The organism is Seonamhaeicola aphaedonensis (genome assembly GCF_003386195.1).
Taxonomy (GTDB): Bacteria; Bacteroidota; Bacteroidia; order Flavobacteriales; family Flavobacteriaceae; genus Seonamhaeicola; species Seonamhaeicola aphaedonensis.
Genome location: NZ_QRDX01000003.1, coordinates 167,673 through 182,905 on the forward strand (window position 1 = coordinate 167,673; position 15,233 = coordinate 182,905).

Annotated in this window: 15 protein-coding genes and 1 tRNA gene; 13 read left to right on the forward strand and 3 right to left on the reverse strand. The window is 31.8% G+C overall.

Annotated features, from left to right (window positions below):
* Positions 1-45: 45 nt before the first annotated feature.
* Genes DFQ02_RS06475 through DFQ02_RS06515 form a run of 9 tightly spaced genes read left to right on the forward strand, consistent with a single transcriptional unit; the run spans position 46 to position 8,298 of the window.
* Positions 46-2,607: an AAA family ATPase gene (locus DFQ02_RS06475; RefSeq protein ID WP_116040186.1), complete on the forward strand. Its 2,562-nt coding sequence runs from the start codon at positions 46-48 to the stop codon at positions 2,605-2,607.
* Positions 2,600-3,850 carry an McrC family protein gene (locus tag DFQ02_RS06480; protein WP_116040187.1) on the forward strand — a complete coding sequence of 417 codons (1,251 nt, stop codon included), beginning with the start codon at positions 2,600-2,602 and terminating at the stop codon, positions 3,848-3,850. Before DFQ02_RS06475 ends, DFQ02_RS06480 begins: the two co-directional genes overlap by 8 nt.
* 14 nt (positions 3,851-3,864) lie before the next feature.
* A complete protein-coding gene (locus DFQ02_RS06485) occupies positions 3,865-4,383 on the forward strand; it encodes a hypothetical protein (protein WP_116040188.1) in 519 nt (172 codons plus the stop codon).
* Positions 4,370-4,987, forward strand: a complete 618-nt coding sequence (locus tag DFQ02_RS06490) for a hypothetical protein (protein WP_116040189.1) — start codon at positions 4,370-4,372, stop codon at positions 4,985-4,987. The genes DFQ02_RS06485 and DFQ02_RS06490 overlap by 14 nt, the downstream gene beginning before the upstream one ends.
* Positions 4,988-4,994: 7 nt before the next feature.
* Positions 4,995-5,618, forward strand: coding sequence for a hypothetical protein (locus DFQ02_RS06495; RefSeq protein WP_116040190.1), 624 nt, complete (start codon positions 4,995-4,997; stop codon positions 5,616-5,618).
* A 14-nt stretch (positions 5,619-5,632) separates the two neighbouring features.
* Positions 5,633-6,427 carry a hypothetical protein gene (locus DFQ02_RS06500; protein ID WP_116040191.1) on the forward strand — a complete coding sequence of 265 codons (795 nt, stop codon included), beginning with the start codon at positions 5,633-5,635 and terminating at the stop codon, positions 6,425-6,427.
* Positions 6,424-6,816: a DoxX-like family protein gene (locus tag DFQ02_RS06505; RefSeq protein ID WP_116040192.1), complete on the forward strand. Its 393-nt coding sequence runs from the start codon at positions 6,424-6,426 to the stop codon at positions 6,814-6,816. The genes DFQ02_RS06500 and DFQ02_RS06505 overlap by 4 nt, the downstream gene beginning before the upstream one ends.
* 1 nt (position 6,817) lies before the next feature.
* Positions 6,818-7,555: a DUF2071 domain-containing protein gene (locus DFQ02_RS06510; RefSeq protein WP_116040193.1), complete on the forward strand. Its 738-nt coding sequence runs from the start codon at positions 6,818-6,820 to the stop codon at positions 7,553-7,555.
* A complete protein-coding gene (locus tag DFQ02_RS06515; RefSeq protein WP_116040194.1) occupies positions 7,552-8,298 on the forward strand; it encodes a class I SAM-dependent methyltransferase in 747 nt (248 codons plus the stop codon). Before DFQ02_RS06510 ends, DFQ02_RS06515 begins: the two co-directional genes overlap by 4 nt.
* Positions 8,299-8,732: 434 nt before the next feature.
* Here the strand turns inward: DFQ02_RS06515 and DFQ02_RS06525 are convergent, their stop codons facing one another.
* Positions 8,733-9,449, reverse strand: a complete 717-nt coding sequence (locus DFQ02_RS06525) for a phosphodiester glycosidase family protein (RefSeq protein ID WP_116040196.1) — start codon at positions 9,447-9,449, stop codon at positions 8,733-8,735.
* Positions 9,449-12,670, reverse strand: coding sequence for a VIT domain-containing protein (locus DFQ02_RS06530; RefSeq protein ID WP_116040197.1), 3,222 nt, complete (start codon positions 12,668-12,670; stop codon positions 9,449-9,451). Before DFQ02_RS06530 ends, DFQ02_RS06525 begins: the two co-directional genes overlap by 1 nt.
* A 252-nt stretch (positions 12,671-12,922) precedes the next feature.
* Between DFQ02_RS06530 and DFQ02_RS06535 the strand changes: the two genes are divergently transcribed.
* The 4 genes from DFQ02_RS06535 to DFQ02_RS06550 all read left to right on the forward strand — a co-directional run bounded on the left by DFQ02_RS06535 (position 12,923) and on the right by DFQ02_RS06550 (position 15,006).
* Positions 12,923-13,561: a hypothetical protein gene (locus DFQ02_RS06535; protein ID WP_116040198.1), complete on the forward strand. Its 639-nt coding sequence runs from the start codon at positions 12,923-12,925 to the stop codon at positions 13,559-13,561.
* Positions 13,562-13,563: 2 nt separating this feature from the next.
* The gene (locus DFQ02_RS06540; RefSeq protein WP_116040199.1) at positions 13,564-13,983 is read left to right on the forward strand and encodes a hypothetical protein; all 420 of its coding nucleotides are present in this window, start codon (positions 13,564-13,566) and stop codon (positions 13,981-13,983) included.
* Positions 13,984-14,004: 21 nt separating this feature from the next.
* Positions 14,005-14,490 (forward strand): hypothetical protein, encoded by a 486-nt coding sequence (locus tag DFQ02_RS06545; RefSeq protein ID WP_147297739.1) that lies wholly within the window; start codon positions 14,005-14,007, stop codon positions 14,488-14,490.
* Positions 14,491-14,718: 228 nt separating this feature from the next.
* Positions 14,719-15,006 carry a helix-turn-helix domain-containing protein gene (locus DFQ02_RS06550; RefSeq protein WP_116040201.1) on the forward strand — a complete coding sequence of 96 codons (288 nt, stop codon included), beginning with the start codon at positions 14,719-14,721 and terminating at the stop codon, positions 15,004-15,006.
* A gap of 87 nt (positions 15,007-15,093) precedes the next feature.
* On the opposite strand, the gene DFQ02_RS06555 is transcribed toward DFQ02_RS06550, so the two are convergent.
* A tRNA-Asn gene (locus DFQ02_RS06555) sits at positions 15,094-15,167 on the reverse strand.
* Positions 15,168-15,233 lie beyond the last annotated feature (66 nt).

A 15,233-nucleotide genomic window follows, 5' to 3' on the forward strand; every position in this document is an offset into this window, starting at 1 on the left:
AATTTATAGTTTTTATGAGATTAAAAAGAAACAAAAAAACAACACATGGATAAAATCAATGTAAAACATGAATTTGCAGAATGGCTTTTAGAAAATGCTCCTATTTCCTACCATCAATATTTAGGAAGTTCTATTAACTCCATTTTGGAAAGACTTGACGAAATTAGTTCATATTTCCCTGATCAAAATTTCTTCGTGGTTAAAACGTCACAAGTTGATCTGCTAATCAAAGAATTATTAATAACGTTTGGTAAAAAAGAGCGAACCAAAAACCCAGATTTTATTGAATATGATAAACTAAAGGGTAACGGCAGACCAAAAGCAATTATGGGTAAAAATAATTATTTGAAGTTTCTACATGAGAAATTTAATAAAGGGGGCATTAAAGGAGATCCTTACTCTTGGGTGCGAACTCATAAAGAACTTTCTGAATATCTTTTAGATAAAGAAAAAGACCAACTAGAACTTATTGAAATTTTAAAATCTGCAGGATCAACATTATTCAATGATCAAGATCCAAAAGATAATATTATTCCACTAGAAGAAATTGACCCATTCACATTTTATTGTTATATAAATAAATATGGTCCAGAAACGAGACTAAAAATTTTACAGAATATTGCCAAAAAACTAGGTTTATTTGTTCCTAGTGGTGAATCAGGGCTACCTTCGACTAACCCGCAAAGAGTTTGGGTGTTTCCCTATAGGTATTTAAGAAAAAATGACGAAATAAATAGGCTGTGGAAATTTTTCTATGCTGTAATGAACAATTCTTTGAATGACGAATTGTTTCATGATACTCTAAAAATAAGAGGTATTGCTAATACTAAATTAACTGAAGTATTATTTTATGTCGATCCTGAAAACTTTTTTCCAATTAATGGGCCAACAAAACCATATCTAAATGATGTCTTTAATATTGATCCAAACTTTAATTCATTTTCAGATTACAAAGGTATTTTATCTCAATTAAAGTCAAAATCGAACAAACCATATTATCAGCTATCACATGAGGCTTGGCAATGGAACAATAACACGGTTGAGGAGCAAGCCGATCAATACCAAACAGAAAGTACTATGAAAGAAACTAAATCTTTAAACACAATTTTATTTGGTCCTCCAGGTACAGGAAAAACATATAAGTTGATATCTGAATACATTGATAAAGCAGAAACTATTTTGGCCAATGCCGACGATTCAAAAATTTTTGTAAATGACAAAAGTATATTTTGGCATTTGGCTCCTGGGCAATCCGCCTATTTATGGGATCAATTAAAGACACAAGATTATTTAGGTTATGAATGGTGCGATAAAAGTCTTGGAGATTTATCTAAAATAGATAAGGATATTGATCATTTTGATATGAAGTTTAGGTTCTCTAAAGTCCGCAAAGGAGATTACTTTTGTATTCTTTCAGGTAAAAATTTATATGCGATAGCTGAAGCTCTGCATGATTATGACCATAACCAAGCTTTGAACGCAGACTTCCCTTTTCAAACAATAGAAGTAAGATGGATAAAACAATTTGAAACTCCCCCTCTACTTAACGTCTCCAGTACGCAAAGTTTTTCTCGATTAAATGGTAGTAAAAGATGGGAATCACTAATAGACAAATTAGAAAAAGAAGATATTTATCTTAGTTCAAAAAGAGGTTCTACTCTAAAAAAATCAGATAACAACTATGCCTTGGTAAGTTTCCATCAATCCTTTAGTTATGAAGATTTTATTGAGGGTATTAAACCAGACCTAAACCAGAGTGATGATGATTCAGAGAGTAAAGTTTTAAGCTATGCAATACAAGATGGATTATTCAAAACTGCATGCGACAATGCTGCTTTCTTAGCTGGCTACAAAAACCTTAATGACTGTTTATCTGATACGAAAGAAAATAGGCAACAAAAATTATCAAAGGCTAAACCCTATTATTTGCTCATCGATGAAATTAATAGGGGTAATATCTCTGCAATTTTCGGGGAATTAATTACACTATTGGAAGATGATAAAAGGCTAGGCGGAAAGCATGAATTGATATTAGATTTACCCTATTCTAAAAACTCATTTGGAGTTCCTCTAAACCTCCATTTAATTGGCACTATGAATACTGCTGATAGAAGCGTAGAAGCCTTAGATACGGCTTTAAGAAGAAGGTTTTCTTTTGCTGAGGTAATACCGGATTCCAATGCATTAATCGATGCACATCCTAATAAAGGAATAGTGCTATCCAATAGTAGTGGAATAAATTTGGCAGAACTTCTGGACTCAATAAATAACAGAATAGAACTGCTTATTGATAAGGATCATAAAATAGGGCATTCCTACTTTATAAATGTTCTAAATATTGAAGATTTGATCAAAACGTTTAAGGATAAAGTAATCCCTCTTTTAGAGGAATATTTTTATGGTGATTTTGGTAAAATAGGGCTGGTTCTTGGAGAAGCTTTCATTGAAGAAGTCAAACAAGAAAGCAAGACAGTCTTTGCAAAATTTGGCCATGATGATAAAGAACTGTTTTTAGATAAAAAAATATATCGATTTACAGAGTCCAGTTCATGGACTTCAGAATCTTTTCATTCAATTTATAATAACAATAAGAAATTGAATGAATAAAAAAAACTTCATACAAGTTTTTGAATTCCAAAAGTTGAGATATACAGATGAAACCTCATTTAAGGAACATCACTTTGAAGCAATGGTCAAATTCAATGAAAAGAATCAAAATAAATATTTTACCATTATTCATAAGGGCGTGCAATTTAACAACTATGTTGGTGTGATTCAAATCGGTGGTCTTACCGTTGAGATTCTTCCTAAAGCTGATAATAATGATAATGCAGACGCAAATCTTTGGCAAGGAGTGCTCTTAAATATGCTACGGGTATGTAAACATATAAATGTTGCAAATATTTCCGAAACTGCTTTAAAAAAGAGATATAATTCAATACTTGAAATTTATTATGAGATGTATCTTAATGAGGTTGAAGATTTAATCAAGAAAGGACTTATAAAGAAATATAAGCGTGTTCAGAGTAATCAGTTGGCGCTAAAGGGTAAAATCATATTTGCCAAGAATATTCAGAAAAATTTAGTTCATGGAGAGAGGTTTTATTGCGAACATCAAATCTATGATAGAGACCATTTATTCCACAATATAATCTTTAAGGGCCTAAAGGTTCTCTCAAATCTTATTAAGGATAGTCTTAGAGACAAGCTAAATAGAATTTTATATGAGTTTATGGATTTTAAAGAAATAAATATCACATCTCAACATTTTGAAAAACTTAGCTTTAACAGAAAAAGCAACTCCTATAAAAAAGCAATAGATATTGCCAAAATGCTAATACTAAACTATTCTCCTAATCTTAATACAGGAAAGGATAATATGCTTACTCTACTTTTTGACATGAATATATTATGGGAGGAGTTTATATTTAGAACCTTGCAAAGACATAAACCAGATAATTTTTCAGTTTCCTTCCAGAACAAAAAAAACTTTTGGACCAGTATTGGTAGGACTAAAACAATTAGACCTGATATTGTAATAGTTGAAACAAAAAATGATTCAGATGTCACATATATACTTGATACCAAATGGAAGATCAGGGACACAAACAATCCCGATGATGGAGACTTAAAGCAAATGTTCGCTTACAACCTATATTGGGGTGCAGAGAAAAGCATCTTATTATTTCCAAAAATTAAACAAGAGGATAGTGAGTACGGATCATATCACGTTTCATTAAATCCTGTTAATCAAAATCAATGTAAACTGGGGTTTATAAACATTATATCCGATAACAACCTTTCTCCATCAAAAAAAATTGCTGAAGAGATTCTTTATAAACTAAATTAACTTTTTTGAAAAAAATGAAAATTAGATTTTTAATAATACTAGTAACATTTACCACAATAAGAATGGCATCCCAAAATAGTGAACAGGGAAGTTTTTATCCTTTAATCAAAGGTCAGAGCAAGACACTTACATGGTATAAAGATAAATATAGAGAAGTTATAAAAGATACTGTGACTTTAGGTGGAGAAATTTATAATCACATTGCTCAAATATTTCCTCCTAAAAACACTATAGATATTTATCTAAGAAACTCGAATGACACCATCTATTTTTATAATACAGTAAAAAAAACACATATGCCCTTTTTTGGTATAAGACCAGTTGTTGGAGAAACTATTGGGAATGGAACCATAGTTGAGGTTGAGGCCAAACTTAAAACACCAAAAGGTAAATTGACTGATCTTTTGGTTGTGGAAATGAACTATTCAAATGGTGCACAAGATACCAGATATTATAAAAAGGGCTTAGGTTTAGTAGCGGTAAAAAATAAGAACAAACTAATATGTTATTATATCGCAGATGAAACAAAGTAAATTGATTAATTGGTTTTTGAAGGTGAAGCATTGGAAGCTTTTTCTTCTTATGATTGGCTTTCCAATTATTGCTCAAATAATAACCATTGTGCTGATGGCTTTGGAAGTTCATTCTGGCGAAAATAACCAATCAGGGTTCCCCATTTCTTTTTTTGGGCTATTTCCCGTTATAATGTTATTATATGTTTTTTTTCATTTTGGTTGGTTTTGGTCTATTTCAATTGGTCTGCAAGAATATATCCCTACCGATGTCAAAATGAAAGTGAAAAAATTCAAGATTCTCTTTTGGATTCCTGTTATATATATAGCACTACTCGTTGTTTTTATGGGGCTATCATATATAGGTGTTCAATATAATGATAGTGCAAGTAAGGCAACTATTTCTGGAGCATTAATTGCCATGATACTTATTGTTCCGCTTCATTTATTTTCTATGTTTTGCATTTTTTATTGTCTCTATTTTACAGCCAAGACATATAAAACAGTCCAACTTCAAAGGGAGGTGAATTTTGGTGACTTTGCCGGAGAGTTTTTCTTGTTTTGGTTTTACTTTGTCGGTATATGGATAGTTCAACCAAAGATTAATAAGCTATTAAATAAATAATTTCTCAATGAAAAAATATTTCATCATTCTAATTGCTTTGGCAATCCATTTTCCAATAGCTCTTTTTAGCCAAGAAACCTTTAATGATGGAATAATCAGTATTGAATATTTTGAGACGGAACAAGTCTCGAACAAGTTAAATTTAAATTCTTCAACTAAAATTAGAGGTGAAGGGGTTCAAAAGATAAGCGTAAAATGCAAGATTAAATCATTAAATAAGCAACGGATTGATATAAATAAGTTTTCGTTAGTAGATACAATAAATAAATTACGATATCGCCCTACAGATGTATCTTATCAACCAGTTGCTGGTTATATGGTTTATGGAAAACTTTTAAAATCAGATATAAAAAAGAAAGGATTAGTAGGTCATTATTCATTAGGAGCCTCTTATAAACCTGAAGTTAAAGATTCGTTTTTGGATTATAATATTGAAGGCTATACTAATATAGAACCTACATTCAATTTTTGGACGGACAAGGACCCATTGTTATCTAAAATATATTTTAAGCCCCATAAGTTTAAAAAGTTTAAGGCTTTATTCTTTTTTGCAATCATAAAGGACGCACCTATTCCAAATTTAGCTTTGTATTATGGAGATAATAAAGTAACGGACATAAGGGTTAAATAAATTGTTATTAGACATTGAAGAACCTTCTCCATATAGTAATCATTTTAATACTTACGGTTTTGACCCAAATAGGTGGGTTAGTTTATTTGATTGCATTACTCCTTATTAAAAAGTCTGTAAATCAGAGACGATTAAAGGGAATTTGTGTTTTTGTTTTTCTGTATTTACTTGTAACGTTTTTAATCGTACCATTTGTTGCTCCAATCTTTGGGCGTGAAAGAATAAAAGAAACTGAATTTGTTCAGGCACATTCATTCTTTTTTAAACTAGCTAATAGAAATTATGTAAAGTCAGAATTAAACAATGCCATTGAAGAAATTGCAAAGGGTTTTGAAAAGCAAAACGCAGGTATTAAGATAGTCTATTTGGATGCCAACTTCCCCTTTATTGACCAATTTCCTTTATTGCCACATTTAAGCCATAATGATGGAAAGAAAATTGACATTTCCTTAATCTATGAAAACCCAAACGGAAAGTTGACCAATAAGAAGCCTTCCACAAGTGGTTACGGAGTCTATGAAGATCCAAAACCAAGCGAATATGATCAAGTATCTGTTTGCCAGAGTAAAGGAAATTGGCAATACGATTTCCCAAAGTATTTAACTTTTGGCAGAATTAATAAAGACATTAAATTTTCGGAGAGAGGAACACGCAATTTGATAAACCTCATTGTAAAGCAACCTGAAATTGGGAAATTATTCATTGAACCCCACCTTAAAACGAGGCTGAATTTAACAAATAACAAAATACGTTTTCATGGTTGCCGGGCAGTTAGACATGACGACCATATACATTTACAGTTGAAATGATATCCAAGAGCAGAGCCCATAAAATGTTCAATTACCTTATTGCCTTGGTTTGGCTCGCAAATGGACTTTTCTGTAAAGTCTTAAACCTTGTTCCGAGACATGAACAAGTTGTAGGTAGAATTTTAAGTCATCAGTATTCAGGGGAATTAATATTTATAATTGGCATATTGGAAATTGGTATGGCAATTTGGATTATAGGTCGTATTAAAACAAAACTAAATGCAATCACACAGATTGTAATTGTCATGACCATGAATATTCTTGAATTTCTGCTGGTTCCTGAATTACTGCTATGGGGTAAAGCTAATATCCTATTTGCAATGCTTTTTGTTATATTGATTTACTATAATGAATTTGTTTTGGGCAAGAAATTAAACCAACAAAACTGATATGTTCAACACCTTAAAGAACCATCCCTTTGCCGTCGAAGCTTTTTTTAAAAGCTCTATTGTATTGACATTTGCCGTTCCTAAAAAACAACTCGAACATCTTATTCCGGAATGTTTGGAGTTGGATGCCTTTAATGATAAATGGGCATTTGTAGCTATGGCCATGGTACAAACCAAAGCTTTACGCCCCAAAGGTTTTCCTGAATTTACTGGTAATGATTTTTTCCTAATTGGCTATCGTGTGTTTGTGAGATATACCAATAATAAGGGAAAGAGGTTGAGAGGCTTATATATTCTTAAATCCGAAACCGATAAAAAGAAAATGGAATTTTTTGGTAATATATTTACTCATTATAATTATACCACAACAGACATTTTGCAAACCAAAAATGACAATATACAGACCATTGCATCTACACTTTCTAATTTCTGTATTCAATTAGAAGAAGTTGACGAAGATATTACATTGCCTTTAGGCTCCCCTTTTAAAGATTGGAAAGAAGCTAGACGGTTTGCAGGTCCGTTACCTTTTACGTTTACATATAATGAAGAAAACAAGGAGATCTTAATCATTGAAGGTGTAAGACAAAATTGGAAACCAAAGCCAATCAAGGTCATAGGTTATGATATTTCATTTTTAAAAGATTTAAGTCTCGAAAATGCTACTTTGGCAAATGCGTTTATAATCAAAGACATTCCATACTATTGGAAAAAAGGCAATATTGAACAGTTAAAATGAAACGAAGAAAATTCCAAGGAGTTTTAAATATTTTGAGCTTTAACAGGCACTTTTACTATTCTGGATTAGGGGTTTTAGCTTTAATCATTAGCAGTAAGTTGTTTTTTGATTGGCCAGATGTATTATTTTGGACAATTATTTTAGCGTTTCTCTACGGGCTTATAATGCCCTTAATAGTTTCTGCATATGTGTATGATTTTTCAGGATATTATAATTTTCTGTGGTTAAAAAACCTTGACATTGCCGATTCAAATGAAAACCAATTTATAAATATAAATGCCGGTTTTGATGAAACAAGCTTTATCATAAAAGACAAGTTTCCCCTTTCTAATTTAAAAGTATATGACTTTTACAATGCCAAACAGCATACCGAGGCTGCAATTATAAGAGCTAGAAAGGTAAGCCTGATATATCCTAACACGGAGCAAATAACTACAAATTTAATTCCTCTTGGTAACAAAAGTGTTGATGTTATTTTTCTGTTATCTGCTGTACATGAAATAAGGAATCATGAAGAAAAAATTCAATTTTTAAAGGAATGTAATCGCGTTTGTAAACCCGATGGAAAAGTTATCATGGTAGAGCATTTAAGGGATTTTCCAAACTTCTTGGCATTCTCGATTGGCTTTACCCACTTTTTCTCTTTAAACACATGGAGGCGTGCGTTTAAAAGTGCAGGTTTCTCTTCATTTGAAGAAACCAAGTTTACCTCATTTATGTCTATTATTAAATGCAAACTTTAACTTAAATCTCCTCTTTTAATATGCAAATACATTTAAAAATAATTGGTTCGCTTTTAATAGTTCTTTCTTTGATCCATATTATTTTTCCAAAGTATTTTAAATGGAAAGAAGAACTTAATTCGTTAAGCCTGATGAATCGGCAAATGACCTATATCCATACGCTATTCATTGCTGTAACGGTCTTGCTCATGGGTGTTTTGTGCCTGACATCTACAGATGATTTGATAAAAACCGAATTGGGCAATAAAATAGCTTTAGGCCTTGGGGTATTTTGGACGTTGAGGTTGTTCATTCAGTTTTTTGGGTACTCGTCTAAATTATGGAAAGGCAAAGTGTTTGAAACAGTTGTTCATGTATTGTTTTCAATATTGTGGGTATATATAAGTTTTGTTTTTCTGTGGATCTATTTGAATAGTATAAAAAGCTAAAACCTTTTATTTAGTCTCCCCTATGATTACCCCAAAGTTTCCATCTAATTGCTGCCAGTTTTTTGAAGGCAAATAGGTTTTTGATACAAATCCATCTAAATAAAGAGCATTCTTACACCCCATTTGTTTGAAGAAAGTTGCAAAGTCATAGAAATTAATCTTTGTTTTAGACATTGCAAAAAGAAGTTTACCGTTGGGTAGAACCCCAACCCCATTTCTAATATTTAGGTTTTTTGAACCTTGCCTAAATTTAGGGTGAATTTTTCCTTCTATCAGTAGTAACGGTCCTGATTGTGTGGCATATTTAATATTATCATTTCTAAAATCTTCGGTTTTACATACGACACCTTTGTTTTGGTTAGTAATGTAAAATATACCATTGGGTTGTAAATAAAAATTACCATAGCCATTTTTCATTGTATCGATTTCAGACAATGTTAGGCCTTCTTCAATATATAACCCTTGTGGGGATAGATTCTTATCATACATCCCTCCATTCATTGCGAAAACTAAAGTTTTATTCTTTGACACCAACCAATCCTTTAGATGTTTAAAATTCTTGAAATTTTCACCCAAATCATTTTTCCAATAGAACTTCAAATCTTGTTCTTTCCAGTTTACTTCATGAAAAAGTATATTGTCATTTTTGTTATGGTCTATATTGTTATAGGCAAGAAAGCCTAAAACTATTAAGACTAATAAAATTATTTTTGGAAACTTCATTATATACTCAATTTAGCAATCATTTCCTCATTATCCTTTTTAGTGAGACGAATTATTGTAATTTTCTTTTCCTCATTTTTAGTTCCATAATTTTTATACATGGTAACTTTCATGAAAGTAGGGTTCTCCTCTTTTTGATACCTGTCCCCGTAATATTTGATTTTAATATAATAATCCCCTTTTATGGCATTAATCAATGTGAACTCCTCTGGACCAAATCCTTGGGTCATATCTGGTGAAATATGTCCCCCAATATTAGTGGAAGTATGCTTATAAAAACACTCTTCAAGATTAGGGTCTATAACATGTAAGTCTATGTCCGTATCATTGTGATTCCAATCTACAACAACCCTTACATCATACACCACTTCATCTAACAATCGCTTATCCACTCTACTCAAATCTAAATCGTTTCTATATTTTTTGATGAGGTGTTTTATTTCATTTTCAGCTATTAATGCCACCCCTTTAAAAATACGTCTATAAGCATTCTCATATATCTTTCCGGTAATAATATCATTATATAAATCTAATGCTCTTTGACACTTACCAACGGCCTCATAAGCCAAAGCTAAATCTCTGTATGATTGGGAATCTTCAGGTCTTAAATCTAAAATGCGTTTAAAAATGAATAAGGCTAAACCATCATACTTGTTTTCTTGTAAATGATATCCATATACTTTTAAAAGCTCATAATTATCAAAGTCAGTTTCAGCAATATTAGAAGCTATTATCGATGAATATTTATGATCTTTAAATCGATTTTGAAAATAATTTGACACATCGATATAATATGCAGGGACATCTAAATAATTGTTTCGCTGTTTTAAATATAAAAGATAGGCTTCATCTTTATTATTAGCATGTTTTAATTGCGAAATATATTCTGCTTTAACCTTTCGATCACGCACCTCCAACTTTCCAGAATATTTCTTATAATCTATTACGGAAACAACAATACTGGTATCTATTGCTATACTTCCTCTTTCTCCTTTTAACTCAAACATTATAGGTAGTGAATAACGGACGTCCACAGGTTTCCCTCGTTGCTCACCTGGTTTCATCTTTGGAAGTAATCTAATCACTCTCATAATTTCATCGGTTATATCCGGGTGTGGAGATCTTACCCGAATATCGCCTATTTCGCCTTCTGCAGTAATATCAAATAAAACACTTACTCGCTGCCGACCTGAAAGCCCCAAATCATTGGCAAGTTCTAAATTGAATTTATCTCTAACATGATTACTAACATTTTCAGAAAGACACTTTTTCAAGGCTTCATTGTTACCCTGACATCCTGGAAATACTGGTGATTTTTCAATTGTCACAAAAGGAATTTGTTCTTCATATCTGGTAATATTATTTGATGGAATATATGCCCTATCCTCCGTTTCAACTACTTCATCTGAAACTTCAGAAGCAAGTATTCCAAATTGATGAACATTACCTACAACTTCCATTTCCTCAACCTCAACTATTTCAGAATCCATCTCAAATTGTGTTTCATCCCCAGCATTAAGCATTAGTGGGGATTCCAAAAAACCCTGATGCGCTGATTCGTAGCGCTTACTTTTCTCTGATTCAATTCTAGCCAACAAAGCATTATACTCATCCTTTAGTTCATCAGGCGGTGTTATTCTATAGGTAATATAATCCATGACATTCTCTAAAACTATAAGAGAAGTATAATCTGAAACCAAATCATATAGTACCCCATGTTTTTTTATTTGATTCTTGTTTGCCTTAGAATCTATTTCAAGATGGTCCAATTTCTTTTGAGCCCAAATACGCCTAACTTGATCACTTTGATTATTTGATTTATCAATACTTATTGCTATGCTTTCCTGAACTTGGTTGCCATATCCAAAATTCAACCTAATGGTTTCATTATTTTTTAAATATTTGCCCGAAATAGAGAAATCATTAGTTACACTTACAGGTGCTTTTGGATATACTTCTAAATTTTTTGATTGACTTTCATATCCTAAAAACTTATAATTCTCATATTTCAAAGAAGCCATAACATCCTCATTGGATTTAGTATTCAAATTAAGATAAGCTCCATTAGAAGATTCCGCTAAATGATTTAAAGCCGAATGATTGGATTTAGTAAGGCTATTAACAATAAATAATGGTTTACTTAAATCTAAAGAAGTAGTGCTTAACGATGTGATTCCTTCTGAAAACAAAAGTTTAGAATCTACATTGTTTTTACGATTATAGATAATATCATAATTCGTTCCTCCATCATAGATAGTTTCTATTATTACTTTTCTAAGATCATCCCATGCTCCATTTACAATTTCAAATTGTTCATCATGGATAACCACATTACTAAAGGACACATAATGAACCGTAACATTATTCAAGTGCTTAAAATAATTATCTAGTACCTCTGTTTCCTTTTTAATATCCCTATCCTTCATCGAGAGCGAAGCATCCCAAAACAGGGCAATATCCTTTGGTTTAGCTCTCAATCTCTTTTTAGGGTTTAGTGTTTTATAGATATAGAAATAGTTATCATATGTAAGTGTTTTTTCGGAATTTATTGGAACTGGAATTTTGATCAAAATATTCTTATTAGCCTTAAAATTCTTTTTAATCACCTTGGTACTATAGTTCTTATTCCATGTAGAAAATTCAAGACCAGAAATTTGACCTTCAGCAATAATAGGTTTGGATTTCTGATCGAATACTGTTATCTCCAAACTGAAATGTTCCAATACATTTTTGAAGCCTAATGGTAAATTATAAAAATGATCTCCCTTTCTATATACTAATTCCTGTTCATATGCCAATACCACTCTTTTATGACCAGTAGCAGGAATAGGATAAATTCGTGCCTTATAATTATTTCCAGTTCCTTTTTCCAATAAAGCTGGATCTACACGACGTCTAACAACTTGTTCAAAAGCAATTCTCCCTAACTCTTTATCAACAACAACAGCCTCTCTAAGTTTACCATTAACATCTAAAGCGAACCGAGATACATCATGTCCTTCACCTAATGGAAAAGAAAGCTCTCCCTCCAATACATTTTTGGTAGGATTATAAAATAGCATATCATAAGTTGTAGTAGCAATGTTTCCTACTACATCCACTTTTATATCCAGAGAGGTTAGACCCAATGGTTTGTCTTTTACTTTAACCGTTGGAATGTTTTGAGTGTATCCAAATGTCATTATCAATAACACAAGAATAAGGGGGAGTCTTGTTTTCATGAAGAGTTGTTTGTTAAATTAATAGCTGTAAGATATTTGATACAAATTTTATGCCATTAACAGGATTACTTAAAGCCTTAATTAGTTAACGACCTTGTTCTTCAATTATTCTTAATTACGCTTTCTCATAGCACATACTATATAACCCCCGCCCCATAGTTCATTTTTGGGGTAGGGGGCATCATATATATAAACTTCAAAAGAGAGTCTTTAAAAATTAATCAAAAAAGCCCTGGAAACAGGCAATTCATTATGGAAACAAATCAAGATGGACACATCGTAATTGTACTGTCCAACAAAGGCTATGTAGCCGTTGAAAACAATCAAATGTTCCAACTCTGGAAAAACAAATGTCTAAAGGATATCTACCAAGAGTTAAAAACAAGATATCCAAAATTCAAAATTTCATTGGGAAGCTTAGAAAAAATACACTTCAATAAAGTCGTTGAGGTATGTAATAAATATCTAAATAAAACTCCTGAAACAGAACTTATTACTGAAACAACAGAAGTTTCATCACAAAAATCAAATACTAATTCTAATAAAGACCTGGAAACAGGCAACAACAAAATGAAAGCAAATCAAAAAGTAAAAATCAAAGCAGCAACAGTTATCGGTATAAACATCACGGCCGGTGTATTCCATTTAGGGTTTCAATCCATGGCAGACCTCATTTGCTACGGTGAAGCTAAACTCATTGACCAACTTAATGTCTTCGATAAAACTGTAGAAGAAATCATGAAAGCCAGAAAAGATAAAACACTGGAAACGCAACAATATCTTCTAAAGACACCCGAAAAGGCAAAACAAAAAGCCAGTCAATTCTATTGTCGCATAAAAGAGATTAAGGACAATGCAAAATCAGAATATAATCAATTTCAAACCTCATAACTATGATACTATTTAAAGAAGAATTAAAGGAACTAATGAAGGCTCCTTCTAAAGAGAAGAAATCCAAAAAGAAATCAAGGCTAAAATTTAAGAAGGCTCCTAAGGTAAAACCAATATCATATACTAAAGGAGCTTTATTATTTATAGGTCTGTCGTGGTTTGGCATGTTACTAAGTGCTGCTATTGCTACCTATGTATTCTTTGGTATTGCAACCTTAGCTGGATTAATAGCAATCTCTGAAAACAGTACTTATATAAGGCATTGCATCATTAAGAGCAATAGATTAATAGACATCTTAATTTTTCTATTGACTATATACTCCACTTTAACATTAGGAGTGACCATTACGGCTTCATTAACCATTGCAGGCCTAGGCTATTCTTTAGTTTACGCTCCTTGGTTGAGGTCGAGATTTAAATAATTCATGTTAATTCAAATTATTATGGAAACAAATAATGAAACACAAGTTCTCTACTTGTTGGAATCTGTAGATCTTGTTAAGAAAACAGGTGTCCTCAAAATAAAGGAGGATAGAAAGTATGCCCATTGGATAAGACTAAAGGTGTCCATTTCCCCACTTTTACTCTATAGAATAAGAAAGAAGAGTTACAAAGGCTTAGGGAGAAATAAAACGTTTATAGGTACCGAATTCAAGAGTACACTAAATAGCCCCAAGTATTCTAAAAACCCCTTTAGATTGGTTGAATTTGTACCAGATGAGCATTCAGACATCCCTTTAAACTATCGTTTGGAATTAGTCTTTGAAATGTTCTCTGAAAGGATTGAAAAACTCAATGCTTTTCATAAACCGGTATTAATCGGTTATAGAAACAGGGTTTTAGAACCTTCAAAGTATATTAGGTTTATTCAAATAACAGTAACAAAGAAAAAGTCAGAGTGCAAACGCAAATTATCGTTTTCGAGTTAAAAGAACCTTTTATTATCCCTCTCGATTAGCTAATTTTCAGACACAACTTTACTGTCTAAAACAGGTAAATTTAGGCTTAAATACAGTAAACCATTCCTACAGTAGGGGATGTTTTTAGGATCTTCATGAAATATACTGTTTTAACTATCATGAAAACGCTCAAAAAATAACAATCTCTCATACATGATTTTAGGACGAACGATTTAAATAACTTAAAAACCATTAATTATGATAACAAAAACCATTCAAATCAACGAAATAACTTTTGATGAATTAGCAGAGAAAGTAGCTGACAAACTTTTAATTAAAATTGAAGATTATTTAAAGCAACTTAGCGAAAGTGAAGCTGATGTTTATTTAACCAGACATGAGACTGCTGCCCTATTTAAAGTTGATATTTCAACAATTCATAATTGGCGAGTAAAGGGAAAATTAAAATCTTATGGATTCGGAAATAGAATTTACTATAATAAGCAAGAACTACTCGATCAGTTAAGAGCAAATAGATTAAGTTAAAATCCATTTGCTGGATAAATGGTTGGATAAAACTTATCCATGATAAATGAAAAACCCTAACAAATCTATGTTAGGGTTTATTACTTGCTCCTCAGGTTGGGCTCGAACCAACGACCCTCTGATTAACAGTCAGATGCTCTAACCAACTGAGCTACTGAGGAAGGTTATCTTTCGCTTTTGCGAGCGCAAATATATATATATTTTTAATTACTGCAATGTAATTTTTA

What these genes read in the sequence shown, in the direction of transcription:
- DFQ02_RS06475 (WP_116040186.1), top strand. Translation starts at nt 46, where the DNA reads ATGGATAAAATCAATGTAAAACATGAATTTGCAGAATGGCTTTTAGAA.
- DFQ02_RS06480 (WP_116040187.1), top strand. Translation starts at nt 2,600, where the DNA reads ATGAATAAAAAAAACTTCATACAAGTTTTTGAATTCCAAAAGTTGAGA.
- DFQ02_RS06485 (WP_116040188.1), top strand. Translation starts at nt 3,865, where the DNA reads ATGAAAATTAGATTTTTAATAATACTAGTAACATTTACCACAATAAGA.
- DFQ02_RS06490 (WP_116040189.1), top strand. Translation starts at nt 4,370, where the DNA reads ATGAAACAAAGTAAATTGATTAATTGGTTTTTGAAGGTGAAGCATTGG.
- DFQ02_RS06495 (WP_116040190.1), top strand. Translation starts at nt 4,995, where the DNA reads ATGAAAAAATATTTCATCATTCTAATTGCTTTGGCAATCCATTTTCCA.
- DFQ02_RS06505 (WP_116040192.1), top strand. Translation starts at nt 6,424, where the DNA reads ATGATATCCAAGAGCAGAGCCCATAAAATGTTCAATTACCTTATTGCC.
- DFQ02_RS06510 (WP_116040193.1), top strand. Translation starts at nt 6,818, where the DNA reads ATGTTCAACACCTTAAAGAACCATCCCTTTGCCGTCGAAGCTTTTTTT.
- DFQ02_RS06515 (WP_116040194.1), top strand. Translation starts at nt 7,552, where the DNA reads ATGAAACGAAGAAAATTCCAAGGAGTTTTAAATATTTTGAGCTTTAAC.
- DFQ02_RS06525 (WP_116040196.1), bottom strand. Translation starts at nt 9,449, where the DNA reads ATGAAGTTTCCAAAAATAATTTTATTAGTCTTAATAGTTTTAGGCTTT.
- DFQ02_RS06530 (WP_116040197.1), bottom strand. Translation starts at nt 12,670, where the DNA reads ATGAAAACAAGACTCCCCCTTATTCTTGTGTTATTGATAATGACATTT.
- DFQ02_RS06535 (WP_116040198.1), top strand. Translation starts at nt 12,923, where the DNA reads ATGGAAACAAATCAAGATGGACACATCGTAATTGTACTGTCCAACAAA.
- DFQ02_RS06540 (WP_116040199.1), top strand. Translation starts at nt 13,564, where the DNA reads ATGATACTATTTAAAGAAGAATTAAAGGAACTAATGAAGGCTCCTTCT.
- DFQ02_RS06545 (WP_147297739.1), top strand. Translation starts at nt 14,005, where the DNA reads ATGGAAACAAATAATGAAACACAAGTTCTCTACTTGTTGGAATCTGTA.
- DFQ02_RS06550 (WP_116040201.1), top strand. Translation starts at nt 14,719, where the DNA reads ATGATAACAAAAACCATTCAAATCAACGAAATAACTTTTGATGAATTA.